Origin of the sequence: Falsochrobactrum shanghaiense, from assembly GCF_003149535.1 — a bacterium.
GTDB classification, from domain to species: domain Bacteria; phylum Pseudomonadota; class Alphaproteobacteria; order Rhizobiales; family Rhizobiaceae; genus Brucella; species Brucella shanghaiense.
This window is the reverse complement of the sequence record NZ_QGDB01000007.1, coordinates 19,194-45,371: the sequence shown is the minus strand read 5'-3', so window position 1 is coordinate 45,371 and position 26,178 is coordinate 19,194. Positions and strand designations below refer to the sequence as shown.

The following is a 26,178-nucleotide window of genomic DNA, read 5'->3' as shown; positions in this document are numbered from 1 at the left end:
CTTAGGGGATCAGTCAGGCGGAGGGATGGTGCTTTCGAAAGCAGATCGGGGACGCACAGCAGAACCATCGTCCTTGCTGGCGACAGCGACCAGGCAGGCCCCCATGCGAACCGAGACCACCGGCATGGCACTCCTTCAACCGTCTTTGCCGGTCACCGTCGTGTCCGCCGCCGGAAGGCCATGTCATCCGCGATGTGATCGGACAGGCTATCGGGTTCTCAGGTCCGGTATGGCGCCGCCCTGCTTCATCGGCCAAAGGCTCGGTCCCTCAGCATCGTGAAGGGACAAGGAAGGTGTTCGCGAAGGCCCCACGAAACGACGTGGACCGATGCAGCGGGGCATCGACCGCACGGGACCACGGTTCGCACCGCAGACCATTTCAAGCGCCGCGAGAAGCAGACCGGGTGCGATGGTGACATGCTGCGACGAACTGCTTTTCCGTCTTGGGCGAAACGACCGGGGCTCGGCGGCGCAAGCTGCCGGCCTTCCTCAGAAGTGGCTGATCGCGTCTGCCGTTTCAGCGCGAGAACACCGACTCGCCGAGGGCGTTCAGATTGACGATGGCCGAGATGCCGAGGACGAGACCGCCCATGCCGCCGAACAGGTTGAGAACCAGCCCCGAGTCGATGGCGTTCTTGGTGATGCCATAGACAAGGGCATAGCCGGCGATGACGGCGGGCACGGCGAAGAGAGCGAGCGCAATGAGCCGCAGGGCCGGGTTCTTCGCGAAGCCAAGAGTCACGATCACAAGCGCGATCGAGAGCACGGCGGCGCCGATGGCCATGAGGCCGGACATCACGACCCCGGCGCCCGCGCCCCAGGCATATTGCGCGGCCGTGATGGCTGCCATGACGGGCAAGGCATAGATCGCGAGATTCCAGGCGATCACGCAGGCCGCGATGGTGAGCGAGATGGCGAGCAGGATCAGCGTCATGGAAACCTCCAGAGAACGGTTGGGGATCACGACAGGCTGCCGGGAGATGCGCTCCGCCTGCGACTATGCTGCTTCGCCGGTTCTGCAAGGATGTTCCATCAAAGGCGCGGCCTTGCATCTTGTCAAGTATCGGCGGCCGAAAGCCGCCAGGCGGCGGCGCTTACGCGCCGCCGTCGAACTTCATGACCGGGATGCCGAGCTTGCGGGCCTTGTCGGCGAGATTCTCCTGAATCCCGGTGCCGGGGAAGACGAGGACGCCGACCGGCAGCACGTCCAGCATGGCATCGTTTCGCTTGAACGGCGCCGCCTTGGCGTGCTTGGTCCAGTCGGGCCGGAAGGCGACCTGGGGCACCTTGCGGTGATCTGCCCAACGGGAAGCGATCAGTTCGGCTCCCTTCGGCGACCCGCCGTGCAGCAGCACCATCTCGGGGTGCTTGGCATGGACCTGATCGAGCTTCGCCCAGATCAGGCGGTGATCGTTGAAGTCCGCGCCGCCAGTCACGGCAACCTTCGGGCCGGCGGGCAGCATCACCTCGGTCTCGGCCCGGCGCTTCGCGGCAAGGAAGTCGCGGCTGTCGATCATCGCGGCGGTCAGGTTGCGATGGTTGACCATCGAGCCGCTGCGCGGCCGCCAGGCACTGCCGGTGTGGTGCTCGAAAGCCTCGGCCGCGAGGTCGCGGAAGAGTTCCATGCTGGCGCGCCGTTCGATCAGGGTCTGCCCCTCGGCCGTGAGGCGTTCGAGTTCGACCGACTTGACCTCGCTGCCGTCCTGTTCCCGCTGAAGCCGGCGCTGCGCCTGCTCGTTGTCGTCGAGATCGCGCTCCACCCGGCCGGTGGCGCGGTGGAAGAGATTGACGGTCCCCCAGAGCAGCTCTTCGAGGTCGGGCTCTAAGCGGGTGTCGCCGAGCGTCGCGACGAGGGCGTCGAAGATGTCGGTGACGGCGGCGGCGACGGTGTTGCCCTCGGGCAGCGGCCTCGGATCGGGTTCGTCCTGGAACGGGCGCCAGCCGTAGAGCTGGAGTTCGGTGAGGGTGTGATCGGTCTGGGAGGAGGTGTGGACCGGCTCGTCGCCTGCGGAATAGGTTTCGTTCGTCATCGGGAGCGTCCTTCGTCTGGAGACCGCGCCCATCGCGGCCTTCGCAGGCGTCGAAGCGCACGGGCGGGACGGGTTGGCAGCCCTCGCCCGCTCCGCGAGGGCCTTGATGGCCGGGGGTGGGCTATTTTGACTTTCGCGATGCAAAGGCGGGGTTCGTCCCCGCCGGCGGAAAATAGTCCAAACCCGGCCATTGCCTGCCCGGCCCGTTTGTGCGCCGATCGCCCTCTCCGAAGGCCGTGGGCGCGGGACTCTCCGACGATGGATGCACCTGCCGATGGCGAAAGACTGAAACCGGCAGAGGATGACGCTGGGCCGCGCCTCCGGGACCGATCACGACCTCACCTCTCCATGAACCGGCGGACGTCTTCAGGATGAAGCTGATCCTTCAGACGCGCCCGGAGGGCATCGGCGCCGTGGCGTCGCAGATCATCGTTGAAATCGCCGTTGAGCGGCGTGAGCGACATCGCCTCGATCCCGAGGCTCTCTGCTCTGGCGGCCAGGCCGTCTCTTGCACCGTCCCCGGCCGGGTCGCGATCCCTGACGACATAGAGCCGGCGCAGCGACGGCGGGAACAGGATGGCAGCGAGGTGAGCGGCCGAAAGCGCCGCCAGCATCGGCATGCGGGGCAGAACCTGACGGGGCGACAGCACGGTCTCGATGCCCTCGCCGGCGGCGAGAACCTCAGCGGCGGTTCCGAAGCGGACAGCGTGCCCGAGAAGGACGCCCATCGCCCGCCGCGGTGTTTCGACAGCCGCCTTGCCGGAACCGTCCGGGGCGAGCCAGGTGCGATGCGCGCCGGTCTGCTGGCCCGCAAGATCGGTGACGGCGGCAACGAGTGCCGGCCGGATCTCGGTGGGTGAAGACTCGTCGGGTCTATAGTAGCACCTCGGATGGTAGCGCAGCGCGGTGGTGTCCGAGAGGGAGGTGATCGCCCGCCCGTTGAGGTAGATCGCCGCAAGGGTGCCGTGGATCGGCTGCGCCATGGCGAAGAGGCGGCGCGACGCTTCAGGCGAACCGGGCACGCTGCTGGATGTGCTGCCGGTCGGCGTCCTCGTCTTCTCCGGTTCAGGATGCGGGAGGGCAAGGAAACGGCGCGCTTCCTCGGCCACGTCCTTGAAGTCGACAAGGCCAAGCGCCTCGCGGATGACGTCGAGCAGATCGCCATGCTCCCCGGTGGCCATGTCGGTCCATTTCCCCGCCGCGCCCTTGCCGGAACCCGGGCCGGTCAGGCGCACGAACATCGAGCGGCCAGGAGTGTTCTGCACATCGCCGACCAGCCAATATCGCCCGGCGCGGTGGCCGGACGAGAGATAGTGGCGGCAGACCGCCTCGGCCTCTCGGCCGAGACGGGTCGCCAGTTCGAAGGCGTCGTGACGCGGCATCAGGCTGCCTCCCGTTCACCGATGCGCTCGACCGGCCAGCGGTCGAAGAGCTTGGCCAGCACGGCGGGTCCGCTGGCATCGACTGGCACGAACATGCGCAGCTTCCAGGAGATGATCTCGTGGAAGAGGCCGTATGCCGTGAGACGCTGGCGCATGGTGTCGGTGAAGCCGGAAAGCTCGATGCGGTTCACCCCCATGACGCGGACCCGGCGAAGCTGGAGGCCCTCGGAGAGATCGAGGATCGTCCGGCCTTCCATCAGCGCCGCGAAAGCATCCTTCGGCGTGACCTTCGCGATGCCGGTCGTGGTCGCGTTCGCGGCCCAGGCCGGGGAGACCTTGCGGCCGATGATGCGCTCGCCCGCGTCAGACTGGAGGCGATAGACGCGGGTGGACTCGTTCGGCAGCCGTTTCCAGATCGGCAGCAGCAAGCCCGTCACCATATACAGGGTGCTGTCTGCGAACTCCGGCACCTCCGCAAGTTCCGCATTCCAGGCCGCAGCGAATGCGTCCCGGTCGGCCTCGACCCAATGGGTCTCGCCCATCATCCTGATGGGGATATTGTGTGCTTCCATCGGCCGGATCAGCCTGACGCGGCGCTCGATCTCGCCATCGTCCAGCATGACGCTGGTGGTGGGGATTTGCACCGCCGCGCGGCCTGAGCGCCCGTTGATCAGGAGCTTCGCGCGCGGATCGTCGAGTTCCGCTAGGGCGGCATCGAGCATGACGGGCCGGTTGCGCTTGCGTTCGGTGATCGTCAGCAGGCTGGTCTCGGCCCCGGTGCGGGGATGGGTGTAGATCACCTGACGGTCGGTGACGGTGAAGCTCTCGGCGCGCAGCGTCTCCAGCCCAGCGTCATAGATGCCGGACGCGATGGCGCCCTCGATCCGCGCGGTCAGAAGCTGCTCGAAAGCGCTGAAGAGAACGCCCTGAAGCTCGACGGTCAGCGCCAGCAGCCGGTTCAAGAAAGTCGTGATGGCGGGCAGCTCGTCCTTGATGCCGTTCGCGTCCATCAGTTTCAACCCGGTGGCGGATTCGAAGCGTTCGAGCGAACATCCCTCGACCTTGCCGCGCACCAGCAGGAGATAGAGCTGGCGCAGCGCGTCGCGGGCGTAGGGACTTTCCAGATTGTCCTCGGGCCGGAACAGGCCCTGGCCGCCGGTCTGGCGCTGGCCGCGCGTGATCGCGCCCAAAGTGTCGAGGCGGCGGGCAATCGTGCTGAGGAAGCGCTTCTCGGCTTTCACATTGGTCGAGATCGGCCGGAACAGCGGCGGCTGCGCCTGATTGGTGCGATGCGTCCGGCCAAGGCCCTGGATGGCGGCGTCCGCCTTCCAGCCGGCTTCGAGCAGGTAATGGACGCGCAGCCGGGTGTTCTTCGCTGACAGTTCGGCGTGATAGCTGCGCCCGGTGCCGCCGGCATCGGAGAACACCAGCACCCGCTTCTGATCGTCCATGAAGGCTTGCGTCTCGGCCAGGTTGGCCGAACCGGCGCGACTTTCCACGACGAGCCGGTCGATGGTAACGCCGCCGCCGCGCTTGCGGACGATACGACGCGAGCGGCCCGTGACCTCCGCCACCGTGTCGGTGCCGAAATGCTGGATGATCTGGTCGAGCGCGCCGGGAACCGGCGGCAAGCTGGCGAGGTTGGCGATCATCTCGTCGCGCCGGGCCGCGGCCTCGCGGCTCTCGACCGGCTGGCCATCACGATAGACCGGGCGCGACGACAGGTTGCCCTCCGAATCCGTGAACGGCTCATAAAGCTGCACCGGGAAGGAATGAGCGAGGTAGTCTAGGACATACTCGCGCGGCGACAGGTCCATTTTCAGATCGCCCCATTCCTCGGTGGGGATCTCTGCCAGCCGCCGTTCCATCAGCGCCTCGCCGGTCGAGACGATCTGGATGACGGAAGAATGTCCCGCTTCCAGATCGGCCGTGATGGACCGGATCAGCGTCGGGGTTTTCATCGACGTCAACAGGTGCCCGAAGAACCTCTGCTTGGCGCTCTCAAAGGCCGAGCGGGCGGCGGACTTGGCCTGCCGGTTCAGCGTGCCGGACCCGCCCTCGCCGCCGGTGATGTTGGCGGCCTGCATCGCCGCATCGAGATTGTTATGGATGATGGCGAAGGCATCGGCATAGCTGTCGTAGATGCGGACCTGTTCAGGGGTCAGTTCGTGGTCGAGCAACTCGTATTCCACGCCTTTGAAGGACAGCGAGCGGGCGGTGTAGAGGCCAAGCGCCCGCAGGTCGCGCGCCAGCACCTCCATCGCCGCGACGCCGCCGGCCTCGATCGCCTCGACGAACTCCGCCCTGGTCGAGAATGGGAAATCCTCGCCGCCCCAGAGACCGAGCCGCTGCGCATAGGCGAGATTGTGGACGGTGGTGGCGCCGGTGGCCGAGACATAGACCACGCGGGCCTGCGGCAGGGCGTGCTGGAGGCGCAGCCCGGCACGGCCCTGCTGGCTGGCGGCGACATCGCCGCGTTCTCCCTTGCCTCCTGCGGCATTGGCCATTGCGTGCGCCTCGTCGAAAATCACCACTCCATCGAAGTCGGAACCCAACCATTCGACGATCTGCCTGACCCTGGAAATCCTTTCTCCGCGGTCGTCGGAGCGCAGCGTGGCATAGGTTAGAAATAGGATGCCTTCGTTCAGGGTGATCTTTGCGCCTTGCGGGAATCGCGACAGCGGCGTGACCAGCAGCCGCTCCATGCCAAGCGCCGACCAGTCGCGCTGCGCATCCTCCAGCAGCTTGTCGGACTTCGAGATCCAGACCGCCTTGCGCCGCCCCTGCATCCAGTTGTCGAGGATGATCGCTGCGGATTCCCGGCCCTTGCCGACGCCGGTGCCATCGCCGACCATGAACCCTTGGCGGAAGCGGACGGCGCCCTTGGCGTCCTCCGGCGTGGCAGCAAGATTGTCGAGCGTGTCGTCCACCGTCCAAGCCCCGGCGAGGAATCCCATATGGGCCTCGCCGGCATAGATCACCGTCTCCAACTGCGCCTCGGACAGCCTGCCGAGAATGTCTTTGGGCAGCACCGGACGATAGCTCGGCTTCGGCGGCGCGATGCTCGCCATCGAGGCCGACTGCACGAGCTGGGTCGGATGCGCCTGCGCCCCGGCGATGCGGATGGTCTGAAGACCGTATTCCTCGTAGATCGCGTCGGAGAGGCGGCCGCCCTCGGCCGGTTCCCAATCCACGATCTCGTAGGCGACCGGCACGGCCTCCGGTTCCGCAAGGGGCGCGTCGGGCGCGGATCGCGCGGCGCGGTTGACATAGCCGCGCACGGTGCGCGGCGCGGTCGGTCGTGCCACCGGCACGGCCAGGCCGGGATCGACGGGAAGCCTGGCCGGAAGTTGCTCCGCCAGCCAGCCCATCAGGGTGGCAACATCCGACGCCACACCGGGCGCTGCCGGGAACACCGCCGGGTCTTCGGCGGGCAGCTTGTCGATGACGGTCAGCCGCGTGTCGATGGTGGTGCCGTGCTTGGCATAGACCGATCCATCGATGACGGCCGAGAAGACCACGCGGCCGCGCTCCTGCAGCCGTTTCCAGTTAGCCGTCCAGGCCGGATTGTCGGGGGCGAAGCTCGCGCCGGTGATGGTGACGAGCCGCCCGCCGGGCGCAAGGCGCGCCAGCGTCGAGGCGACATGGCGGAAGGCGGCATCAGCCACGCGGCCCTCGACATGGGCCATGACCGAGAACGGCGGGTTCATCAGCACCACTGTCGGGATCAGGCCGGGATCGAGATGATCGTCGATCTGGGCGGCGTCGAAGCGGGTGATGGACAGGGCCGGAAAGAGGGAGGAAAGCAGGCCGGCGCGGACCTCGGCCAGTTCGTTGACGAGCAGCGCACCGCCGGCGATCTCGGCCAGGATGGCGAGGAGCCCGGTGCCGGCCGAGGGCTCCAGCACGCGGTCGGCGTGCGTGATCGCCGCCGCCGTCACCGCAGCGAAGCCGAGAGGGATCGGGGTGGAGAACTGCTGGAAGGTCTGCGCTTCCTCGGAACGCCGGGTGTGGGTCGGCAGGAGCCCGGCAATTTTCGTAAGCTGCGGCAGGATTGCCGACGGAGACCCGGCTTTGCGGAAAAGTGCATTGCCGTATTTGCGCAGGAAGAGGACGGTCGCCGCCTCGCAGGCATCATAGGCGGTCTTCCAGTCCCAAGCGCCGGCGGCATCGGACGTGCCGAAGGCGGCCTCCATGGCGCCGCGCAGCGTGGCGGCGTCGACACGCTGACCGCGTTCCAGATGCGGCAGCAGCAGACCGGCAGCGGTGAAAACGCAGGCCGCGGTCTCAGCGTCATGGTCGAACGGAAGCGGCGCGGTGGCGGATGCCGCCGCGGATGCGGAAATCATGTTCATCGGGGATTCCTCGGGAGAGCAAGTCAGGATCAAGCCGGGCAGCGCTCTCTCTCGACCGCACCGGCTCAAACCCCTTCCGGCCCATCTCTCGCTCTGAAGCCGTGGCGAAAGCAGGCATGAAACAAGCGCCCGACCGTCAGGCTGGGCGCTTGTGGGTTTCAGTCGATGGCCTGGAAAATCGCCGCCGCCTCCGCGTGATCGGCGGCATGCTCGTAGAGGCGACCATAGCCCTCGGCGAGTTCGTCGTCATCGTAGCGGAAGGAAAGATGCGAGAAGGCGAAGAGCGTGGCGATGATCCCGGCGGCATCGCTTGAGACCTCGCCCTCGAAGCCGTTGCCTTCGCAGAACAGGCGGCAACGGGGCTTTGAGGTCGGCGCGAGATAGAGCGGCTGGCCGGCGCGTTCGTAGAAATCCCAGAGCCCGCCGCCGTAATCGCCGGGGCTGAGTATCTCCATGAAGCGAAAGACGGTATGCTCGCCGATGATGAGCAGGCGCCGGCCAAAAAGGCGCGGCAGGAAGTCCATGCGGCGCTCGTCGGGGACGCGGATTGCGGATTGGGAAGCAAGTTCGGGCAAAGCCATGATCGGTCTCCGAGAGGGAAAGGGGCACCTGCCGGACGACCCTCTCTCAACCCGTCCGGGGGCACCTGTTCCCGGCCCTCCTTTCGCTCTGGGGGCTTGAAGTGGACCATTATCTGGACCATCTTGTGCAGAATAGCGGAGAACATCTGGAGTGATATGCGATGAGGGTTTCTGTCACCGAGGCGAAGGGGCAGCTCACCGAACTGGTGAAGCGGGCCGAAGCCGGCGACGAGGTGATCCTGACGCGGCGGGGCCACGAGGTCGCCCGCCTCGTGCCGGTTGCCGTGGTGGCGACCCCGAAAGGCCGGCGCGCGCTGATGGAGCGGGTCCGGGCCACGGCGCGGGGCAAGGCATTGCCCGGCGCGGCTGCCGCGCGCAGCCAGGATTTCCTCTACGGGGATGACGGGATGCCGGCATGATCGCCGTCGATACCTCGGCGCTGATGGCCATCGTGCTGGACGAGCCGCAGGCCGAGACCTGCATGGTGGCGATCGAGGCGGCAGACGGCCTGCTGATCTCGGCCGGAACAGTGGCCGAGGCGCTGATCGTCGCCGGGCGGCGCAATGTCGGTGAAGAGATCGCCGCCCTGGTCGAGGGCCTTGGGTTCGAGGTGGTCTCCGTCACTGAAGCCTCGGCACGCAGGATCGCCGAAGCCTATGCCCGCTGGGGCAAGGGCGTTCATCCCGCCGGACTCAACTACGGGGATTGCTTCGCCTATGAGGTCGCCAGCGAACGCGGCTGCCCGTTGCTCTTCGTCGGCGACGACTTCTCACGGACGGACCTGCTGTCGGTTCTGTGAGGCAGCGCAGAAGGGTTTCAGCCGAAGCGCTTTCCATCAACTGTGAAGCTGTATTCGTTGGCAACGATGGCCTCATCGACCGCCTCATCCGAAGTCAGGTAGTCGTATTCGCGCTCAAGCTGGCGATAAAGCCAACGGGCGAGATCGCGCAATGCCTCCATGACGGTCTCCTCGGCATCGGCGGTCATGTCCTGCCAGGTCGGGCTGTCGCGGGTGACCGAGATCGCCATGCAGTATTCGTGATAGTATCGCCCCCGATGGGTCGCCTCGGCGGTCAACTGGTAGAAGTTGCGGCGTTGCGCCTGGTGCAGGGCATCCGCGATGCGGTGCAGCTCCACATCCTTCGGCGCATAGGTACGGATTTCCGCCGCCGTGCCTTTGCGATAGGAATAGTGGCCTTCGAACGCGGCGCCATCGCCCTGCGACCAGAAGCCCGTAAACCAGATGCAAGGCTCTTGTCGCACGCCGCCGCCCATGAGGCGGACGGTGCGGCTCTTGATGCGGATGCCGAGGATGTCCGCGATCCGCCGGAAATCCTCATAGACGGCATCGTACCAATCGTAGTCGAAGCCGCCCTCGCGATACCAGGCGCGGGCATTGTCTTTCGCGGCTTCGGAAAGCTCGTCGAGCCGATAGACCGTGGTTTCGATGACGTCAGGCATTGGGGTCGCCCCCGTCCAGAACGGTGGAAAGCCAACCGTCGGTGTAGATCCAGTCCACCGTCTCGCCGGTGGCGAGGTCGAGGACATGCGCGCCGCCCCCGAACCCGTCGATTCTCGGACGTGAGCAGGTATTGGCGTATTGCATCCCCCATAGCCCGGTCAGGCCGAACGCGGCGGCACAGCGTTTGACGAACTGGATGACATGCTCGGGATCGCCGGTGCCGTCATCGCGCATCCAGAGCTGGGTGCCGCCATGTTCGGGCTGGATCGAAAGCATGAAGCCGTCCGAGGGCGGATCTTCGGCGGCGTTTTCGCGCGCCAGCGCGTTGTAGAGATCAAGCGCGCGGGCGGCGTTCTCGGGGCTGCCCACGTCGAGCAGGCAGGAGAAATGGGTGAAGTAGTCGGCCATGTCAGGCTCCTGAAACGAGAAGGCCCGGCGCGGGGCCGGGCCTAGTGGATGGAAAGGGGCGACAGGTCAGGCAGCTTGTGGCAGCCGCAGCAGATCGGCAGTCGTCTCGCGCCAGAAGGGATCGACCAGCCGCGCCTCGAGCAGGCTGGCGCGGTGGCGGAGATCACGAGCCGATACCGCATCGCCGCGCCCGGATGCCGTGAAGGCCATGCCCCGCAGACGGCTGGCCTCCGTGACGGTGCGGCGAGCCTCGGCGTCGGAGGCGACCGGATGCTGCCAGAGCACGATCCCGGCCCGGACCTCACCGGCAAGGACAAGGCCCAGTTCGTTGTCCTGAATGACCATGACGCGGGGGCGAAAGCGCAGCGCATCGCCCTGTCCAACGCGGAAATCACCGCGCGCAACGCGCTGGCTGGCGATGATCAACGCCTCTTCGGGGGATTGGCACTGGCCGATGACGAGCGTGCGCTCGAAGCCGCCGACGTCATCGCTTTCGTCATCGCTGGCGATACCGATGCAGGAGATGCGCAGCGGCAGCTTCTGGGCATGACGCAGCCGGGGCAGGATCTGTCGCGCGACAATTTCGCCGATCGAGGCGAAAGTGGTGTGGTGGGAAAGGCTCATGGGGAATGCTCCGCGACGGACGGCGGAAGCCCCTCTCCCGCCTCACAATCCGTCACGGCCAACCGGCCCGCACTCTTACTCTCCCGTCCCGACGGTGGATCGTCCCGCACCTCGCCGGGACGATCCGGCGATCAGCACCAGGGCTCACGCCGCCCGGCCCAGGTTCTCGCCAGCCCTTCATCGACGAGAATATCGCCGACATCGCGGCCTTCGACGCGTATCGCCGCCAGGGTCCGGCCATAGCGGTCGGTCCCCTGACGCAGGATTTCGACCCGCCGACCTTGCAGGATTTCCGCCAGCCTGATCTTCGCTTGCCGGGCAAGGTCGGTTTCATGGATGCAGCGGCCCTCCATTTCGGGAGCGTCGATGTTGAATATCCGAACAGCTTCGGACTGCTGTCCCATACCCAGCCGGATCGAGTCACCGTCCCAGACGCGGATTTCCGCCGGTTCGCAGGAAGCCGTGCAGAGCAGGACGGAGATGACGATATGGCTGAGCATGGCAAGAGGCTTTCATAAGGGGGAGGCTGACGCGACTGCTCAGACTTCTTCCTGAAGTCGGCCATTGACGCAATGCGGATCGACCTCCGCCTCGATCCGCTGCGTCCGCCCCATCCAAGGCGCCGGGTGGATTGCCCGCGCCCAATCGGCGAAGGACGGGATACGGCCCAGATCCTCGCGGACATGCTGCTCCCCGACCCATCGGGCCGGGATCACCCTGCCGGTGGACAGGGTGATCGTCGCCCCGAAAATGGTCTCGGCCATGAAGATGCCCTCGGCATGGTGGCGAAGCGCGCGATGACGAAAATCGGCCAGGATCTCCTTGCTGGCATCGAACCAGCTATGGATGGGCAAGTAATCCTCGACCGTGCCGCCCCATTTCTTCACCGACGAGAGCGCATGATGATAGGGATGTGCCATTTCCACCCCCTCAGAACTCGTGACTGTAGAATTCGGTGGCGGTGTAGCGCTCGTTGTAGTCGAGCGTGATGGTGCGCGCCGCCACATCGAAGCTGAACTCGCCATAGGCGCCATCATTGTTCTCCCAGCCGCCATGGGTTTCCGAGAGGAAGTCATAGGCGAGCTGTTCGATGGCCGCCTCAACGCCCATTGAGATTGCGGTCACCTTGTCGGTTCCCCATGCCACCGTGGCAATGGTGATCTCGCCCTGCGGCAGGTCCACGGTCCGGTCGTCCGATTGCGCGGTGATGTCCTCGATCTGGCCGCTGTCGCCAGAACCGTCGAAGGTGACGGTCACGAGAGTGATGCCTGCGGCGGCCAGCGCATCGAACAGCGCCGTCTTGTTGTCGGGACGGACCGCTTCAGCGCGACGGTTGCGCTCATCGCGCTCGGCGAAGAAGCGCGCGACGCTGGCGGCCATGTCGAATTCCGGCGTGGCTGGTTTGTCGGTATCGGTCATTGGATGATCCTCCAGGAGAGCGGGATGATATGGCCCGGCGGCGCTCTCCTCTCCTTCCGCCAGGCTCGCCCCGATCCCGGCCCAACTCTCCCTTTCCAGAGCCGAGGCGAGGCCTCGGCACCGCCGCTGGCGATGCGCAGCCTGCGCATGGCACAAGGCCCGGCTGCGCCTGACGCGGGCCGGGCCGTCGGGCGGAGGCGCTTTCGCGCCTCAGCCGAAGGGATCGAGTTCGAGCTTCACCATCTCTTCGTCGCCGTCGAACTCGTCGGCGGGCATGGCGCCGTTATCCTGACTCTGTGTTCTGTCTTACCGCTGTGACGTTCGCAGCACACGATCAACGTTGACGACATTCCCCTTCGCTTGAGGTGAGGCGATGCGATTTTCCCGCCGGGACGGGCTCGAGCCCGTCCCGGCGGGAAAATCGCGGCCGAGGAGAACAGGATGCCCCAGCTCTTCTTCACGGATCTTTCGACGCTGCGGCAGTCTGTTACGGTTGATGGCGTCGTCCACAGGCTGTCGGTGGATGAAGTCGCAGCCGCCGAGAAGCTGAACCTCGTGGACGGCATGCCGTTCATTCTTGGCGATGACGACAGCTACGATCACGACCTGAACCGGTTCTTTCGAGCTTGCCCCACGTTGGGGGTTCGTTCGCCCAACAGCTTGCGCGCCTATGGTTGGGATATCCTGATCTGGATGCGCTTTCTTGCCGAGCGCCGAGACAACAGAGCCCTCTGGGCGGCTGATCGGCACGATGTCGCAGCCTTCCATGCGGCGCGACGTCTGGCGCTTCCTCCGGCGCGCATCTCGGCCGCGAGCTGGAACCGGTCGGTAGCAGCGCTCGACAAGCTTTACCGATGGGCTCTTGAAGAGGGAATGATCGCCAAATCGCCTTTCACCTATCGGCAATCATGGCGACGGACGAACGGCGGCGGGGCCATAGCGGTCGCTGCCAATGTTGCCACCGAGCGCGGCGCACGGACACGCGATATCCGGTTCCTTTCCCTGGATCGGTATCTCCTGTTTCGCGAGATCGGCTTGCGTGGTCGTCTTCCAGACGGGAGCGAGGATCCCACCTGGCAGGGCCGCAACAGCGAGCGCAATGCGTTGTTCGCCGAATTGCTCGTCACGACGGGCCTGCGGCTCCAGGAAGCGGCAAGTCTGCTCTGGATCGAGTTCCCGAGGACGGAGCCGGTCGGTGCATTGAGGAGCCGATCTTTCCGACTGGCGCCGGCCATTGCCAAGGGTAGCAAGGGGCGCGAGATCCGCTTGCCCGAGCGCGTGCTGAAGCGTCTGCATGAATACGCGGCGTTGGAACGGACCAATGTCCTCATGCGCCTTTCGCAACCGCGCAATAGGTCAATCGAACATCCGATCCGTGTCGTCAGCCACGATCGGGGAAGGCTCCTTCTGGAAAAGGACACAGTTCGAGCCAGTGTCGACGTGCTGGCGCCGCGCGAACGCAGCCGCTTGGTATGGGCGGAAACATCCGAACCATTGTGTCTTTGGCTGGCGGAAGGGGCGCGGCCCATGCCCCCGGCCGCTTGGGAGGTGGTCTTCCGGAGGGCAAGCGTACGGTGCAGGCGGTTCGGGATCGACCTCGACGTCACTCCGCACATGATGCGCCACACCTTTGCGGTTCATATGCTGTCGCTGCTCGTGCGTGAACAGATCGGATGGGTACTCGACGAACGCCGATCCCATATCGGCGCGGCGTACCGCCGCTTGATTGGCGATCCTCTTCTGAAGTTGCAGCGTTTGCTGGGCCATAGCCGCATCGAAAGCACTCACATCTACCTGGATTGCATGGAAGAAAGCCAGGAAATGATCGACGCTGCGGTCGAGGCCTGGGAACTGCGCGTTAATGCTGGTGGACCCCTGTGATGAAACGCGGTCGTCGTGCCACCTTCCCAGTTGGAATCGAATTGTTCGACACTCAAGAGGAAAATCCGCAAAATCCGCTCGTCTTCGTCCTTCGGACGGAAGATGCCGGGAGGATCGACGTCAATCTGTCTTCCTGGCCGCTGACGGCGCTGACCCATGAGGTTGCGCCATTCCTGCAGGAGTATCTCCACCGGATGGGGCCGGCACCACTCTGGAAAACCGCAGGCACCTTTATCCGCCGTCTGCGGCGGTTCTGGCTGTTCCTGGAAGGGGCGTCGGTAAAACCTCGTCGTCTCGACGACTTAACTCCGGCGGTAATCAATGCCTATGAGGACTGGCTGGAGCAGAACGGCGGCGAGCGACCCAATCAGCGCAATGTGCTCGGTGCTCTGATCGGGGTGCTGCGCGTCGCCGCCGAGCTCAATCCTGAAAGGCTTCCGCCCGAAACACTGTTGCGCCTGAAATACATCGGTCACGGCGAGCACGGCGTCTCAAAGCCGCGCGATGCCTACAGTGGGAGGATTGCCTCGACGTTGCTGCAGGCAGCGATGCGCCAGATCATCGAGGCTCGCGACCGGATAGCGACGGGCGAGGCTCTGCCTCCCCCACTTCTGGATGTAGGCCGTGATCCAGAATTGCGCCGTCGCTATGACCTAGTGGTCGAACAGATTGTGACGGCGGGAGTAGTCGCCGGGGAAGGCGCGCTGTTCGACAATCTGCGCTACCACGCTCATAGATGCGGGCTCGAGCCGCCTCCGGTCGAGGAACTGCATGCCGGCTTCCATCTGACCCGGTACGATGTCGTCGGCTTCCTCGTCTGGCTGTCCTTGACGACCGGCATGGAGATCGAAGCGCTGCGTGGGCTTGAGGCTGACTGCTTGCGCAATCCCAACCGGGGTTATGTCGAGATCGAGTATCGAAAGCGGCGCGCGCATCATGCCCAGTGGAAGCGCTTGCGTGTCCGCGATGGCGGACGGGAGACGCCCGGAGCCGTCCTGCGGCTGGCGATCAAGCTGACGGAAAAGGCTCGGCAGCACACTGGATCGAGCAAGCTCTGGATCACCTGGAAGCCGGGGCGCCTGTCGTCGCCGAAAAAGCTGGGGACCTGCGTGGCCGCGTTTGTCGAGAAGTACGGAATCGTCGATGACGCCGGAAAATCGCTGGCGCTCAATCTCTCCAGGCTGCGCAAGACCCAGAAGGCTGACTGGTATAAGCGGACCGGAGGGCAGTTGGAGAACTTTGCCGTCGGCCACACGGTAGCGGTGGCGGCCAACCATTATGCCGACATCCCCGCCCTTCGGCATCTGCATGAGCAGACGATAGTCGAGGCACTGACCGACGCGATGGCGCCGGCTCTGCGACCTTGGATCGTTGTGCCCGCGGATGAAGCCCGGCTGCGAACCTCAGCCGACGCGACCGGGCTGCCGGTGCCGTCGGAAAAGATCGGCCCGCTCCTGGACGGAGAGCAGGATCTTTGGCTGGCGGCGTGCAGCAACTTCCGCGTCAGCCCTTTCGGTCGGGAAGGCGAAGCCTGTCCGACGCCGTTCTGGGGGTGCCTGGAATGCTCCAACGCGGTCATTACCGCACGGAAACTACCGGCGCTGATCGCGTTCCAGGCGTTCATGGACGAGCTGCGGGAGGCGTTGCCTTCTGGCGACTGGAACGAGAAATTCGATCGGCCATACCGCAGGATCACGGAGCAAATTCTGCCGATGTTCCCGTCCTCCGTCGTCGGAGGCGCACGGGTTGAGGCGGCAGAATCCTCGGCGCGGTTGCTCTATCTTCCGCCGGAGGCTTACGGCTCATGACCACTACCTCTCCTTTGAACGATGAGCGTGCCGTCTCACGCCTCAGGGTCGATGACGACATCGTTTTGGCTTCGATGCCTCTCAGGGATGGTACCGACCGAGCGGCGCTCTCGCGGTTCGGCGATGATGTCTGGGATATGGCGCCGGCGATGTTCAACATGGCCAGAAAGGCCTTTCGAACGGTCGACTTCGGCGTGATCCCCTGCGCGGCAGAGCGGTTGCTTGCGAAGGAATACATCTATGCCTGGATGAATGAACGGCGCGCCGACGGTGAGCCGCGGTTGCGGCCAGTCTCCGGCCATACTGCGCTTGCGACGCTGCGCCGGTTCCTGGACTTCGTGCGCTCGCGGATCGGCAAGCTCGATCTGGCAAACGTCGATCAGGATTTGATCGATGCATACGCGACCCATCACCGGGCGCGGCCGATCACGCCGGGGCGCGTGGGTGTGTGCCTCAGGCCCATCGTCCAGCTTCATCGCCTGGCGCCCTATCTGACGTGCGGTGGCATCACCTTCACCCCGTGGCGCGGCCGACCGGTCTATCGGGCAACCGGCCAGGGAACGCGCTGTTCGGAAAACCGGACCGCGCGCATCCCGGAGCCGGTCATCGGCGCAATGCTGCGATGGGCCTTGAAATATGTCGAGCACCTCTGCGACGACATCTTCACTGCCCGGGCTGAAGCCGATGCACTGAACAGCCGGTTCGCAGCACGCTCGCGCGCCCGCCACACGCGGCCCGCGGTAATGCTGGCCTCCTGGATCGACAAGCGTCGCGAGGAAGGAAGAGGCATTCCTGTCTGGGAAAGACCTCTTTCGATCGGGGGGCTGACCGGCAGATTGTCGCGGGGCGGCAGGTTTGATGGCGAGGTCATCAATCTGAAGCTCCTGACGATGCAATGCGGGCTGCATCTCACCACCGTCCACAAAGATCCGGCCCTGTTGTCGATGGTTCATGATGCTGTCGACGAGCTTGGGTTCGAGGTGGGCGGGATGGACACGCCGATCTCCCCGGATCCCGACACGGGGCGACCGTGGCGGGAGCGCTTCGATGCCATCAGCCTGGCGCGGGAAGAACGGCACCTGCAGACGGCCGCCTATATCGTGTGTTGCTATCTGACGGGCATGCGCGACGGTGAGGTGCAGTCGCTGCGATCCGGCTGCCTGAAACGGAATCTCGACCGGGACGGGCGAACAGAAAGGCTGGCGATCGAGGGCGTGACCTGGAAGGATCGCGGCGCTCGCGGCGAACAGGTCGAATGGATCACCATCGAGGCCGCCGTCCAGGCGATCCGGGTTGCCGAGCGTCTTTCGGAACGATTCCGCCGGAATGCGGGGACAGAGCGGCTATGGCTTGCCCTTGACGACCGCGAGACGAACAATGCCGAGACGCCGATACTCATCGCCAAGAAGATCAACCAATTCCGAGAACATCTCGATGAGCGATATGGCGCGGACGATAGTCCTGTGATCCCCCGAGTGGGAGAAGACGTCTGGCGCTTCAACACCCGTCAGTTCAGGCGAACGCTGGCCTGGTACATCGCGAACCGGCCCTTCGGGGTTGTCGCCGGCAAAATCCAGTACAAGCACGCCTCCGTGGCCATGTTCAACGGCTATGCCGGCTCGTCCGCATCCGGCTTCAGGCAGGAGGTCGAACAGGAACTGGCGCTCGGACAACTCGACGACATCATCGACTACTTCGAAAACCATCGACGCGGTCACGGTCCAGGCGGACCCGCCGGTAAGCGCGTCGGCGTGGAACTGGAGCGGGTCGGCCGCGAACTCGGCCCGCTTCCGGGGCAACTGGCCGATCGCAAGCGCCTGAAGGCGATGCTGGCGCATCTGGCGCGCACGCTGCATGTCGGATATCTGAACGACTGCTTCTTCGACCCATTGACGGCGCTCTGCCTGCGGGAGTCTGAGAAACCTTCAGCCTCGGTGCCGGTCCTGTCGCGATGCGCGCCCGACCGATGTCCCAACGCCTGCCTCGTCGAGCGACATCTCCCGCCATGGGAAGCCTCCATTGCACAGGCGGAGGATCTTCTCGCCGACAAGCGTCTCTCCCCGCTGCAACGCGAAGCGCTGCGCCTGGACAACGACAGAAAACGCAGGCTCATCGCGCCGTTGAAGGAACGCACATCATGAAGCCGGTCAGTGCAGCCACGGAACAGGCGCTTCGTGAGGCGATGGCGCGCCTCCTTTATGGGTGCCCCCGCGTGGCTGATGGCAGGCTGACGGTTGTGAATCTGGCCATCGAGGCAGGTGTCAGTCGCGCGACCGCGAACCGCGCTTCCGAGGTGCTGGAAGCCTTCCGCCATGCAGTTGCCGAGTCGAGAGCCCGGCGCAACGCGACGGATCGGCCGGCGGGGACGGCCCGGGCCGAACATGAGCGGCGCGCCGTCGAAACCGTGCTCGCCCAGCATCGTCAAGTCCGCGCGCTGTGCCAGCTTATGGAACGGCGGCGCGATAACCGCACCGCCGACGTCATACCGATCATCGGCAGGAAACGCCCTTGACGCCGATTGTGCTCACCCGGCGCAGCAGGAGAGTTTGGCGATGTCCTTGCCGAACGAAAGTGCTGCGAGCTTCAGCCCCTCGACCGTGGTGAGGTAAGGAAAGATCGTGTCCGCGAGGTCATCGACGGTGAGACCCTGGCGGATCGCGAGAGCCGCGGTCTGAATGCTGTCGGCACCTTCCGGCGCGAGGATGTGGGCGCCGAGCAAACGACCGCCAGCAGCATCGGCCACGAGCTTGATAAGCCCACGAGTGTCGCGGGCGGCGAGTGCGCGCGGCACCTGATCGAGACCGATCGTCGAAACGCGGATCTCATGCCCGGCCGCACGCGCCGCCGCCTCGGTGAGACCTACGCTTGCGACCTGCGGATCGGTGAAGACGATAGCGGGCATGGCGCTGTTATCGTAGCGCAGGCTGTCGCCATTGAGGGCGTTCTTGGCGGCGAGCTTGGCGCCATAGGCGGCCATGTAGACGAACTGGTCGCGGCCGGTGACGTCGCCGGCGGCATAGACGCCAGCCTTGGTCGTGCGCATGCGGTCGTCGACCACGATGCCGCCCTTCGCCGAGACGGTGATCCCGTGCTCGGCCAGCCCAAGGCCTTCGATGTTGGGCGTGCGGCCCGTGGTGATCAGCACCTGATCGGCGTCGATCTGGACATCGTGACCGTCACGCGTGACGGTCAGTGACGCTCGGCCCTCGGTTTTGCGGATCGCGCGGTAAGCGATGCCGGAGATAACGGTGATGCCTTCATCCTCGAAATACCCCGTGAGCGCCGCGCCGATCTCGGGCTCGGCCTCGGGGAGCAGTCGGGACCGGCAGACGAGGGTCACCTTGACGCCGGCACGGGCGAACATCTGGGCGAGCTCCGCGCCGATATAACCGCCGCCGATCACCAGCAGCGATCGCGGCAGTTCCTCGAGGTCGAGCGCCGTCGTACTGGTGAGATACGGTACGGTCTCGAGGCCAGGAATAGCAGGAACTGCCGGCCGCGCGCCGGTTGCGATAATGATCTTGCCAGCGGCAATACGCGCGCCGTCAACTTCGACACCGCCGTCGAGGAGGCGAGCCGGCCCGTCGCGATAGGCGATACCATTGTACGCGGGGAGCAGGTCCGCGTATTTGGCCTGGCGCAGCCCAGACACGAGCGTGTCCTTCTGACGAACGGTTCCGCGCCAGTCTGTCAGTTCGGCTTCAGCAGTAATGCCGGCAAAACGTGCCGCCACGCGAGCGTTATGAAGCGTCTCGGCCGCGCGGATCAGGGTCTTCGACGGCACGCAGCCGACATTGACGCAGGTGCCGCCGATGGTGCCACTGCCGATGAGCGCCACCTGTGCGCCCTGATCGGCGGCCGTGATCGAGGCCGAGAAGCCGGCCGAGCCGGCGCCGATGACGACGAGATCGTAAGCGCCTCCATTGCGACCGTTTGTGCGCAAGGGTCGGTTGGCGACCACCAGGCTCTTCGACGCCACATCGAGACCAGCGAGGCTCGGCCCGAACAGAGCACGGCCGGCTTCCAGTCCTTCCTCGATCGACAGCCGGAAACCTGGCTCGTCGGTGGAACGTTCGTCGCGCCAGGCGGAAAGATGCTCGTCCGAGCAGAAAAAAGCGGTCGTCGCGCAGAGCGAGCTCGCGGCGCAGCCGCCTTCATAACGGACGCTCTGCCACATGACGGCCGACTGTGGCTCGACGTCGGCGAGTGCCCGCCCTCGGTCCTGCGTGGTGATCCGGATCAGTGCGCCGCAATGGCCGCAGGGCGAGGCGATCGCGGTGTCGCGATCGGTCATGGCACCGATGCCCAGCGCGTCGACCGCGCACATTGCATTCAGCGTGCGTCCGTCCAGAGTGACCCGATGGCCGGTGTTATGATCGCTGAACGGATAGGCGCCGACGATCAGCTCGCCATCGAGAACGACGAGGTCGCGCCGGCGGAGCTCGTCGAGCAGTGGCCGGATGACCATCTCACTGAGTTTTGTACGCTCCGCAAGCGCGCTTATGGTCGGGGCACCCCCGTGGTCGGCGTAGAGTCGGAGCAACGCAACACGCACCCTGTCGGTGGCGGGATCGTAACCGCTCCAGCGATTGAGCACGTGGTCGGACCCGACCATCGCCTGCAGAGCGTTCTTGACCACAGGCGACGTGACCGCCGACCAATCCGGAAACGTTACGCCCGGTCGAACGGCAAAGCTCGCCAGTGTCGCGGGCTGAGAAACGGCCGGGTTGTCCCGGGAGGAGGTTGCACAGCAATCGTTCATGGCTTCACGCCTTCCTTGCGAATCTTCGTCTCATAGGCCGTGGCTCTTGCCCGGCGATGATGGGGCCCCCACGCGCCGAAGCCGAAGCCCGCGACGATCAGGGGAAGCACCACTGCACCCACACCTGTCAGCCACGTGCCAAGACCCGCCAGAGACAGGCCGACGGCGAGGAGCGGCGCCGCGCAGCAGATCGCGGCGAGGACGGCGCCAACGGCACCTGCGCGGATTACGGCGCGATCAGTCATCTAGCTGCCTTGCTGCGTCGGGTGGGCCGGATAACCAGCATTCATGCTGGCGGCTGCGATGGCATCGGTGCTCGTCTTAGCGTCGTCGAAGGTCACGGTCGCGGACTTCGCCTCGAAGGAGACGGTCACCTTCGCGACACCGGGGATTGCCGCCATCGTGGTCTTCACGATGTAGGGGCACGAGGCGCAGGTCATGTTGTCGACGGCAAACGTCACAGTGCGTTCGGCGGCGAAGGCGGCAGGCGCAGTCATCACCGACGCGATCAAAGTGAAAGCGCTCAAACTCTTCCTCATGGGGTAGTCTCCTCTTGGTGTCAGGCGGAAAGCAGCAGCGGCGCGACGTAGTCGAAGGCGAAAGCAGCGGCGACGAGTACGGTCGCGAACCAGAGCGCGATCTGAACGAGGCGGCTGGGGACGGCGCGCGTGCAGGCAGCCCCATCGGCACAGGCCTGTCGCGGCTTCCAGTAGACAAGGTAGAAGCCGTAGCCGAGCATGCCCGCCGTTGCGGCGACAAACAGTGGCTTGTAGGGCGCAAGCGCCGTCAGATTGCCGATCCAGGCGCCGCCGATGCCGAGGCTGAACAGGACGAGCGGAATGATGCAACAGGACGAGGCGGCGATGGCGCCGAGTATGCCGCCGACGGCGACCAGGCGCTGTCGCCCGGCCTCGCTTCGCTCTGGCGTCGTCAGGTTTGCCGCAGTCGGTGCAACGTCTGCTGGTCCGTGTCGGGATGCATTCATGTTCGACCTCGCTCTTCTTGTCGAAAACCTATCCAGGCGCTAATGTGCGGTCTGTAGCAACTACAGGGTCAAGGGGTATTTTTGGATGCGCGATCACGCTGGCGTGAAAGGCCTCAAGCGCGCCGAACTCGCACAGCGCACAGGGTGCAATCTGGAGACGGTCCGCTATTACGAGAAGGTCGGCCTCCTGCCGGAGCCGCCGCGCACGGCGAGCGGCTATCGCAGCTACGACAGCACCCACGAGCGACGGCTTCGCTTCGTCTTGCGGGCGCGCGAGCTCGGCTTCTCCCTCGATGAAGTCCGTGAACTGCTGCGCCTCGTCGACGAGCGCGACCAGCCCTGCGCCGAGGCAAGCGCCGTTGCCGCCGCGCATCTCGACGACGTGCGTGAAAAGATCGCCGACCTGAAACGCATGGAGCGAGTGCTGAAGGACGTGGTGGCCCAATGCACAGAAGGCAATCGGCGGGAATGTCCGCTGATCGAGACGCTGTTCCGGGAGCCGGCGAGCTCAGCGAAATGCCAGTGAGACAGCTTGACTGTTCAGATAAACGCCGTGGGTGCCGTCCCCGGCCTGGAACACGACGATCACGACCATCAGCGTGGTGGCGAGGCTGGCGGCGAAAGCGGTGGCATCTGCGTAGGACATGGGTTCCGGCTCCTGTCTTTGGAGGCGGGGGACCATCCCCCGCGCGACAGGCGCCCGAAGTGTCTGACCGGATCTGCAATCACCCTCGGGCGTTCGGATTCTTTCCGAATCCCCGAGGGCGGCACGCGCGCGTAAGCCGACCCCACCGGGGTTGAATGCAAAGAGACGGTCGGACCAAGGTTAGCGAATGGAAGCGGGGGATGGTGCTTTGCGTCGAGCCGGTGCCGGAAACCCGTCGCAGATGCTTTGCTGCGCCAGCCTCGTTGCCGGCGGATATTCAGGGTGTGTTTCAGGCCGGGGACGGAACCCGTTGCCCCCACAACACCAAGGAGTTGGCGCAATGGTGAAGCTCGAACTCGATCCATCGCTGCTTGTGCAGCGATACCCGATAGCCCCGTGTGCAAGGTTCGGCTTTCAGGGCCGGTCAGTCCCAGAACCCATCGGCGATTTCGCGGGCGATCATGGCGCGGGCCTTCATCATCACATCGTCGCCGGAGGTGTCGATATGACCGAAAAAGCGCGTCCGGGCGCCATGGGCCGTCCAGTCGGCATAGCGGCAGTATTCGCGGGCATCGAGCCGGAAGGCGCGCATGTCCTCGGCCCAATGCGGTTTCGGTTCCACGATGACGGTGACGCCGTTGCGGGTTTCCTCCCAGGGAAGCGAGCGCTCCGATGGCGGATTGCGGCGGTCATCGGCGAAGATTTCATCGACCGTCATCATGATGCGCCCCCATCTTCGGCCTTCTCGACAAAGCCGGCAGGATCGTCGGGATCCGGCGGCAGATAGGCGTCATAGGGGTTGCCGCTTGCGAGATGGCCGAACGGCGTGAAGACGTAATCACCCCCGTCGCGGCCGACCGCGCACAGGACATAGCGTGTCTCACGGGTCGCGGCGTCGAGGCATTCCATAAGGGCGAGATTGCCGTCATCGGCAGCACGAAGCAGAGTGTCGAAGTTCGTTCGAACGGGATCGGGAATGGCCATTGTGTTCTCCTGAAACGAAGAAGGCCCGCCGTCACGGGACAAGCGGGCCGGATGAACGGGATCGGCGATGGTCACGCGGCAGCTCGACCCTCGACGGCATCGGCGCCTGCCTCGTCGGCGGTGATCTCCTCGAGGCGCGCGCGGCTGTAGCCGTTCCTGGCTAGCCAGAGTTCGGCCGCCTCGTGGTTCTCCGCGAGGTGCAGCAATTCGACGTTCTCTCCGACATCCTGCACAACACGGACCTGACCGATCTTCGGGCGTTCGACAACCCGGAAGCTCAGATCGCTGTCGATGCCGTAGCTGCGCATGATGGTGATGAGGATGATGCCGCCTTCGCCGAAATCACCCTCATGCAGGGTGAAGGACGGCGGCGTCGTGTAGGTCGGGCGCTCGCGGCCCGGTTCCTTGCGCACGAGGCGACCGGCCCCGTTGCGGGATTTCCACGCGGCGAGCTTCTTGGTGAAACGTGCGGGCGGTTTCGGCTGGCCGTCGCTATAGGCCACGAGCGAGCCGAGAGGCGCAATGTCGAAAATGAGGGAAGCGGACATGATCTTGCTCCTGAAACGAAAGCGGCCCGGCGAGATGCCGGGCCTTCAGATGGAAGGGATGGAATGCGGGGCGGCGGAGGCCGCCCCGCTGCTGCGCGTCACTCGGCGGCGACGAGGGCCTCTGGATCGTCGGCGGCCTCGGCCGTGTCCTCATGGCCACCGGCGAGGAAGTCGGGCAGCGCCACGCTGTCCTCGTCCTGATCGGTCGCGCCATCCACGGCCTGCGCCTCGATGGCGGGGCGCAGCGGCTCCGGCAGCCAGCCGGTATCGGCCAGGAGCCGTTCGGCCTCCTTCGCCATATCGCCCTTCTTGAGATGCGCGATGAGATCGGCCGCGCGATCGCCGGCGCCCTCGCGCACCGCCTCGATGATGCGGGTCTTGGTCACGCGACCCAGGTAGTTCTCGACCGTGGGCCTCCAGCCCGCTTCGACGAGATCGAGGCCGGTGGCCTGTGCCAGCCGTTCGGCCTCGGCCATGCGGCGGTCGAGACCGTGCTGCGAGATGCCATTCCCCGAATAGGGGTTGGGCCGCTCGTAAAGCGCGTTGACCCCGAAACTGACGCAATGGGCGAGCAGCGCCAGGCGGCTGGCATCGTCGAGACCGTCGATCCAGTCCCAGAGCCGGTCGTCATCGCCAGCGGGGATGTCGCCCCGCCAGGCGTCCGCGCGCTCGTCGATCATCTTCGCGGCGGCGCTGTCAGCGAGCCCGGTCGCATCCGTGGGAAGATAGATGTGACGCACGGCGGCATAGAGGCTGGTTCCCGAGGTGGCGGTGCGCTCGAAAGTATCGAGAACCAGCTTGTGCAGCAGCGCCGTCATGGCGACGCGCGGATTCTCGGCAAGCGCATTGCGCAACGCCAGCGTCCGCCAGGCGGTCAGGTCGGTCACCAGCCGCTCGGGCAGCGGCTTGACGGCATCGTCCTCCTCTTCATCGCCGTCCGGGACCGGCTCGCCGCCGACGGTGATAACCGCGCGCTGCACCGCATCGGGATCGGACGGGTCGGCACCTTCGCCCGCATCCTCACCATCGACGCTCTCGGGTTATTCGTCCTCGGGGCGGACATAACCGGGACTGACGATCAACTCGCCATCGCGGTCGATGCTGACGAAAACACCGGCACGGGCGATGTCTTCCGGCGCGAAGGTGACGGGCCGGTTCTCGAAGCCTTCCAACTCGGCTTCGATCTCCCCGAGCCGCTGGTCGATCTCATCGGGCAGGTCGTCGGCTTCTGCATACTGCGCTTCGAGTTCGTCATACTCGTCGCGCAGCGCCTCGCGGGCGGTGCGCTCCTCGTCGGTCAGCTCCTGGGTCACACCGACCAGCCTGCGCAGGCCGTTGGCGTAGCCGTAGGGAAGTTCGACTGCCGCGTCGATCCACTTCCAGCCCTGTCCGGCGATCTCGTCGGCGACAGTGCGCAGCTTATCGTCAACCAGGCGGTCGAGCAGCGTGACGTCCTGCAACCAACCGCCGTTCTCGTCGGAGAAGAGATCGCGCAGCACCGGGCCGCCCGCCGCCTCATAGGCGTCGATGCCGATGAAGCGGGCGCGCTTGTCGGCAGCCGGAACCGTGGTCTCGGTCAGCAGGCTGCGGATGTGCCAGGGCTCTTTCTGCCACGACGTGCTGATCCGCTCCCAGACCTGCTGCTGGCGCTCGTGGTCGGGATTGACGGTGAAGGCTTCCAGCATCGCCAGCGTCATCTCATTCCGCGCATAGGCGTCGTGCAGCGCCGGCGCGACCGTCGCGAGACGAAGGCGCTGCATGATGTAGCGCGGCGTGGTCCGCCAGGCGTCGGCGATCTCCTCCTTCGACATGCCCATGTCGAACATCCGCTTGAACGCCTTGAACTGGTCGAGCGGATGCAGGGCGAGGCGCAGCAGGTTCTCGGCCAGCGAGTCGTCGACTGCCGAGGTCTTGGCATCGGCCTTCTTGACGATGCAGGGGACGAGGCCATCGGCCGGGAAGCGACCGGCTTCGACGAGGCGCGCGATGGACCTGTAGCGGCGGCCGCCGGCCGGGGTCTCGAAATCGCCGGTCTCAACGCCGTCCGCGTCGAGGATGGCGCGAACGTTGAGGCCCTGCACGAGATCCTCGCGCCGGTCGATGTCATGGGTAAGTTCGTCCAGACCCGCCTCGACGTCAGCCTCGCGAACATTGCTGTCCGACAGCCTGATCCGGTTGAACGGAATGTCGCGCGCCCGTGAAAAGACGATCATCGGGGCGACGGGCTTCTTCCTGGCAGCTTTGGCCATGGTGATTTCTCCGCGACGGGCGGCCGGGAGCCACTCTCTCGACCTCCAACCCGT

At 65.4% G+C, this 26,178-nt stretch carries 26 protein-coding genes and 1 pseudogene; 7 read left to right on the top strand and 20 right to left on the bottom strand.

Annotated features, from left to right (window positions below):
- Window positions 1-517: 517 nt before the first annotated feature.
- From DKP76_RS15870 to DKP76_RS15850, 5 genes are all read right to left on the bottom strand, one after another.
- On the bottom strand, window positions 518-934 hold the full coding sequence (locus tag DKP76_RS15870) for a hypothetical protein (protein ID WP_012092620.1): 417 nt from the start codon (window positions 932-934) through the stop codon (window positions 518-520).
- 160 nt (window positions 935-1,094) lie between these two features.
- The gene (locus DKP76_RS15865) at window positions 1,095-2,030 is read right to left on the bottom strand and encodes a DUF2493 domain-containing protein (protein WP_012092619.1); all 936 of its coding nucleotides are present in this window, start codon (window positions 2,028-2,030) and stop codon (window positions 1,095-1,097) included.
- Window positions 2,031-2,368: 338 nt separating this feature from the next.
- A complete protein-coding gene (locus tag DKP76_RS15860) occupies window positions 2,369-3,412 on the bottom strand; it encodes a DUF7146 domain-containing protein (protein ID WP_036749060.1) in 1,044 nt (347 codons plus the stop codon).
- Window positions 3,412-7,767: a strawberry notch-like NTP hydrolase domain-containing protein gene (locus tag DKP76_RS15855; RefSeq protein WP_109707748.1), complete on the bottom strand. Its 4,356-nt coding sequence runs from the start codon at window positions 7,765-7,767 to the stop codon at window positions 3,412-3,414. Before DKP76_RS15855 ends, DKP76_RS15860 begins: the two co-directional genes overlap by 1 nt.
- A 158-nt stretch (window positions 7,768-7,925) precedes the next feature.
- A complete protein-coding gene (locus DKP76_RS15850) occupies window positions 7,926-8,348 on the bottom strand; it encodes an antirestriction protein (protein ID WP_012092616.1) in 423 nt (140 codons plus the stop codon).
- A gap of 161 nt (window positions 8,349-8,509) precedes the next feature.
- Between DKP76_RS15850 and DKP76_RS15845 the strand changes: the two genes are divergently transcribed.
- Together DKP76_RS15845 and DKP76_RS15840 are read left to right on the top strand one after the other, a co-directional pair.
- Entirely contained in the window at window positions 8,510-8,767 is a 258-nt protein-coding gene (locus DKP76_RS15845; protein WP_028034381.1) for a type II toxin-antitoxin system Phd/YefM family antitoxin, read from the top strand.
- Window positions 8,764-9,147, top strand: a complete 384-nt coding sequence (locus tag DKP76_RS15840; protein ID WP_012092614.1) for a type II toxin-antitoxin system VapC family toxin — start codon at window positions 8,764-8,766, stop codon at window positions 9,145-9,147. The genes DKP76_RS15845 and DKP76_RS15840 overlap by 4 nt, the downstream gene beginning before the upstream one ends.
- A 17-nt stretch (window positions 9,148-9,164) precedes the next feature.
- On the opposite strand, the gene DKP76_RS15835 is transcribed toward DKP76_RS15840, so the two are convergent.
- The 6 genes from DKP76_RS15835 to DKP76_RS15810 all read right to left on the bottom strand — a co-directional run bounded on the left by DKP76_RS15835 (window position 9,165) and on the right by DKP76_RS15810 (window position 12,261).
- A complete protein-coding gene (locus DKP76_RS15835; protein WP_012092613.1) occupies window positions 9,165-9,809 on the bottom strand; it encodes a hypothetical protein in 645 nt (214 codons plus the stop codon).
- A complete protein-coding gene (locus DKP76_RS15830; protein WP_012092612.1) occupies window positions 9,802-10,218 on the bottom strand; it encodes a hypothetical protein in 417 nt (138 codons plus the stop codon). The genes DKP76_RS15835 and DKP76_RS15830 overlap by 8 nt, the downstream gene beginning before the upstream one ends.
- Window positions 10,219-10,284: 66 nt before the next feature.
- Window positions 10,285-10,842 carry a hypothetical protein gene (locus tag DKP76_RS15825; RefSeq protein WP_012092611.1) on the bottom strand — a complete coding sequence of 186 codons (558 nt, stop codon included), beginning with the start codon at window positions 10,840-10,842 and terminating at the stop codon, window positions 10,285-10,287.
- Window positions 10,843-10,973: 131 nt separating this feature from the next.
- Window positions 10,974-11,342, bottom strand: coding sequence for a thermonuclease family protein (locus tag DKP76_RS15820; RefSeq protein WP_012092610.1), 369 nt, complete (start codon window positions 11,340-11,342; stop codon window positions 10,974-10,976).
- A gap of 39 nt (window positions 11,343-11,381) precedes the next feature.
- On the bottom strand, window positions 11,382-11,762 hold the full coding sequence (locus DKP76_RS15815) for a DUF6915 family protein (RefSeq protein ID WP_012092609.1): 381 nt from the start codon (window positions 11,760-11,762) through the stop codon (window positions 11,382-11,384).
- A 10-nt stretch (window positions 11,763-11,772) separates the two neighbouring features.
- Window positions 11,773-12,261, bottom strand: a complete 489-nt coding sequence (locus DKP76_RS15810; protein ID WP_012092608.1) for a DUF6878 family protein — start codon at window positions 12,259-12,261, stop codon at window positions 11,773-11,775.
- 441 nt (window positions 12,262-12,702) lie between these two features.
- On the opposite strand from DKP76_RS15810, the gene DKP76_RS15800 reads away from it, so the two are divergent.
- From DKP76_RS15800 to DKP76_RS15785, 4 genes are read left to right on the top strand one after another with little or no spacing between them, the layout of a single operon-like run.
- Window positions 12,703-14,142: a tyrosine-type recombinase/integrase gene (locus DKP76_RS15800; protein WP_012092607.1), complete on the top strand. Its 1,440-nt coding sequence runs from the start codon at window positions 12,703-12,705 to the stop codon at window positions 14,140-14,142.
- Complete coding sequence (locus DKP76_RS15795; protein WP_012092606.1) at window positions 14,142-15,950, top strand: hypothetical protein; 1,809 nt, start codon at window positions 14,142-14,144, stop codon at window positions 15,948-15,950. Before DKP76_RS15800 ends, DKP76_RS15795 begins: the two co-directional genes overlap by 1 nt.
- Complete coding sequence (locus DKP76_RS15790; protein WP_015647726.1) at window positions 15,947-18,091, top strand: hypothetical protein; 2,145 nt, start codon at window positions 15,947-15,949, stop codon at window positions 18,089-18,091. Before DKP76_RS15795 ends, DKP76_RS15790 begins: the two co-directional genes overlap by 4 nt.
- On the top strand, window positions 18,088-18,462 hold the full coding sequence (locus DKP76_RS15785) for a hypothetical protein (RefSeq protein WP_109707747.1): 375 nt from the start codon (window positions 18,088-18,090) through the stop codon (window positions 18,460-18,462). The genes DKP76_RS15790 and DKP76_RS15785 overlap by 4 nt, the downstream gene beginning before the upstream one ends.
- A gap of 12 nt (window positions 18,463-18,474) precedes the next feature.
- Here DKP76_RS15785 and merBA read toward each other — a convergent pair whose 3' ends face one another.
- From merBA to DKP76_RS15765, 4 genes are read right to left on the bottom strand one after another with little or no spacing between them, the layout of a single operon-like run.
- Window positions 18,475-20,712: a bifunctional organomercurial lyase/mercury(II) reductase MerBA gene (merBA, locus tag DKP76_RS15780; RefSeq protein WP_012092603.1), complete on the bottom strand. Its 2,238-nt coding sequence runs from the start codon at window positions 20,710-20,712 to the stop codon at window positions 18,475-18,477.
- The gene (locus tag DKP76_RS15775; RefSeq protein ID WP_012092602.1) at window positions 20,709-20,957 is read right to left on the bottom strand and encodes a hypothetical protein; all 249 of its coding nucleotides are present in this window, start codon (window positions 20,955-20,957) and stop codon (window positions 20,709-20,711) included. The genes merBA and DKP76_RS15775 overlap by 4 nt, the downstream gene beginning before the upstream one ends.
- Complete coding sequence (locus DKP76_RS15770) at window positions 20,958-21,251, bottom strand: heavy-metal-associated domain-containing protein (protein ID WP_012092601.1); 294 nt, start codon at window positions 21,249-21,251, stop codon at window positions 20,958-20,960.
- 20 nt (window positions 21,252-21,271) lie between these two features.
- Window positions 21,272-21,697 (bottom strand): mercuric transporter MerT family protein, encoded by a 426-nt coding sequence (locus tag DKP76_RS15765; protein ID WP_012092600.1) that lies wholly within the window; start codon window positions 21,695-21,697, stop codon window positions 21,272-21,274.
- 85 nt (window positions 21,698-21,782) lie between these two features.
- On the opposite strand from DKP76_RS15765, the gene DKP76_RS15760 reads away from it, so the two are divergent.
- The gene (locus DKP76_RS15760) at window positions 21,783-22,223 is read left to right on the top strand and encodes a MerR family transcriptional regulator (protein ID WP_012092599.1); all 441 of its coding nucleotides are present in this window, start codon (window positions 21,783-21,785) and stop codon (window positions 22,221-22,223) included.
- On the opposite strand, the gene DKP76_RS19445 is transcribed toward DKP76_RS15760, so the two are convergent.
- The 5 genes and pseudogenes from DKP76_RS19445 to DKP76_RS15740 all read right to left on the bottom strand — a co-directional run bounded on the left by DKP76_RS19445 (window position 22,206) and on the right by DKP76_RS15740 (window position 26,124).
- A complete protein-coding gene (locus DKP76_RS19445) occupies window positions 22,206-22,343 on the bottom strand; it encodes a hypothetical protein (protein ID WP_166436082.1) in 138 nt (45 codons plus the stop codon). The genes DKP76_RS15760 and DKP76_RS19445 overlap by 18 nt on opposite strands.
- 424 nt (window positions 22,344-22,767) lie before the next feature.
- Complete coding sequence (locus tag DKP76_RS15755; protein WP_012092597.1) at window positions 22,768-23,064, bottom strand: hypothetical protein; 297 nt, start codon at window positions 23,062-23,064, stop codon at window positions 22,768-22,770.
- A complete protein-coding gene (locus DKP76_RS15750; protein ID WP_012092596.1) occupies window positions 23,061-23,327 on the bottom strand; it encodes a DUF6117 family protein in 267 nt (88 codons plus the stop codon). Before DKP76_RS15750 ends, DKP76_RS15755 begins: the two co-directional genes overlap by 4 nt.
- A gap of 71 nt (window positions 23,328-23,398) precedes the next feature.
- Window positions 23,399-23,875 (bottom strand): hypothetical protein, encoded by a 477-nt coding sequence (locus DKP76_RS15745; protein WP_012092595.1) that lies wholly within the window; start codon window positions 23,873-23,875, stop codon window positions 23,399-23,401.
- 98 nt (window positions 23,876-23,973) lie between these two features.
- Window positions 23,974-26,124: pseudogene (locus tag DKP76_RS15740) on the bottom strand (ParB/RepB/Spo0J family partition protein).
- Window positions 26,125-26,178 lie beyond the last annotated feature (54 nt).

Coding starts and splice junctions, on each gene's coding strand:
- DKP76_RS15870 (WP_012092620.1), bottom strand. CDS start 934: ATGACGCTGATCCTGCTCGCCATCTCGCTCACCATCGCGGCCTGCGTG.
- DKP76_RS15865 (WP_012092619.1), bottom strand. CDS start 2,030: ATGACGAACGAAACCTATTCCGCAGGCGACGAGCCGGTCCACACCTCC.
- DKP76_RS15860 (WP_036749060.1), bottom strand. CDS start 3,412: ATGCCGCGTCACGACGCCTTCGAACTGGCGACCCGTCTCGGCCGAGAG.
- DKP76_RS15855 (WP_109707748.1), bottom strand. CDS start 7,767: ATGAACATGATTTCCGCATCCGCGGCGGCATCCGCCACCGCGCCGCTT.
- DKP76_RS15850 (WP_012092616.1), bottom strand. CDS start 8,348: ATGGCTTTGCCCGAACTTGCTTCCCAATCCGCAATCCGCGTCCCCGAC.
- DKP76_RS15845 (WP_028034381.1), top strand. CDS start 8,510: ATGAGGGTTTCTGTCACCGAGGCGAAGGGGCAGCTCACCGAACTGGTG.
- DKP76_RS15840 (WP_012092614.1), top strand. CDS start 8,764: ATGATCGCCGTCGATACCTCGGCGCTGATGGCCATCGTGCTGGACGAG.
- DKP76_RS15835 (WP_012092613.1), bottom strand. CDS start 9,809: ATGCCTGACGTCATCGAAACCACGGTCTATCGGCTCGACGAGCTTTCC.
- DKP76_RS15830 (WP_012092612.1), bottom strand. CDS start 10,218: ATGGCCGACTACTTCACCCATTTCTCCTGCCTGCTCGACGTGGGCAGC.
- DKP76_RS15825 (WP_012092611.1), bottom strand. CDS start 10,842: ATGAGCCTTTCCCACCACACCACTTTCGCCTCGATCGGCGAAATTGTC.
- DKP76_RS15820 (WP_012092610.1), bottom strand. CDS start 11,342: ATGCTCAGCCATATCGTCATCTCCGTCCTGCTCTGCACGGCTTCCTGC.
- DKP76_RS15815 (WP_012092609.1), bottom strand. CDS start 11,762: ATGGCACATCCCTATCATCATGCGCTCTCGTCGGTGAAGAAATGGGGC.
- DKP76_RS15810 (WP_012092608.1), bottom strand. CDS start 12,261: ATGACCGATACCGACAAACCAGCCACGCCGGAATTCGACATGGCCGCC.
- DKP76_RS15800 (WP_012092607.1), top strand. CDS start 12,703: ATGCCCCAGCTCTTCTTCACGGATCTTTCGACGCTGCGGCAGTCTGTT.
- DKP76_RS15795 (WP_012092606.1), top strand. CDS start 14,142: ATGAAACGCGGTCGTCGTGCCACCTTCCCAGTTGGAATCGAATTGTTC.
- DKP76_RS15790 (WP_015647726.1), top strand. CDS start 15,947: ATGACCACTACCTCTCCTTTGAACGATGAGCGTGCCGTCTCACGCCTC.
- DKP76_RS15785 (WP_109707747.1), top strand. CDS start 18,088: ATGAAGCCGGTCAGTGCAGCCACGGAACAGGCGCTTCGTGAGGCGATG.
- merBA (WP_012092603.1), bottom strand. CDS start 20,712: ATGAACGATTGCTGTGCAACCTCCTCCCGGGACAACCCGGCCGTTTCT.
- DKP76_RS15775 (WP_012092602.1), bottom strand. CDS start 20,957: ATGACTGATCGCGCCGTAATCCGCGCAGGTGCCGTTGGCGCCGTCCTC.
- DKP76_RS15770 (WP_012092601.1), bottom strand. CDS start 21,251: ATGAGGAAGAGTTTGAGCGCTTTCACTTTGATCGCGTCGGTGATGACT.
- DKP76_RS15765 (WP_012092600.1), bottom strand. CDS start 21,697: ATGAATGCATCCCGACACGGACCAGCAGACGTTGCACCGACTGCGGCA.
- DKP76_RS15760 (WP_012092599.1), top strand. CDS start 21,783: ATGCGCGATCACGCTGGCGTGAAAGGCCTCAAGCGCGCCGAACTCGCA.
- DKP76_RS19445 (WP_166436082.1), bottom strand. CDS start 22,343: ATGTCCTACGCAGATGCCACCGCTTTCGCCGCCAGCCTCGCCACCACG.
- DKP76_RS15755 (WP_012092597.1), bottom strand. CDS start 23,064: ATGATGACGGTCGATGAAATCTTCGCCGATGACCGCCGCAATCCGCCA.
- DKP76_RS15750 (WP_012092596.1), bottom strand. CDS start 23,327: ATGGCCATTCCCGATCCCGTTCGAACGAACTTCGACACTCTGCTTCGT.
- DKP76_RS15745 (WP_012092595.1), bottom strand. CDS start 23,875: ATGTCCGCTTCCCTCATTTTCGACATTGCGCCTCTCGGCTCGCTCGTG.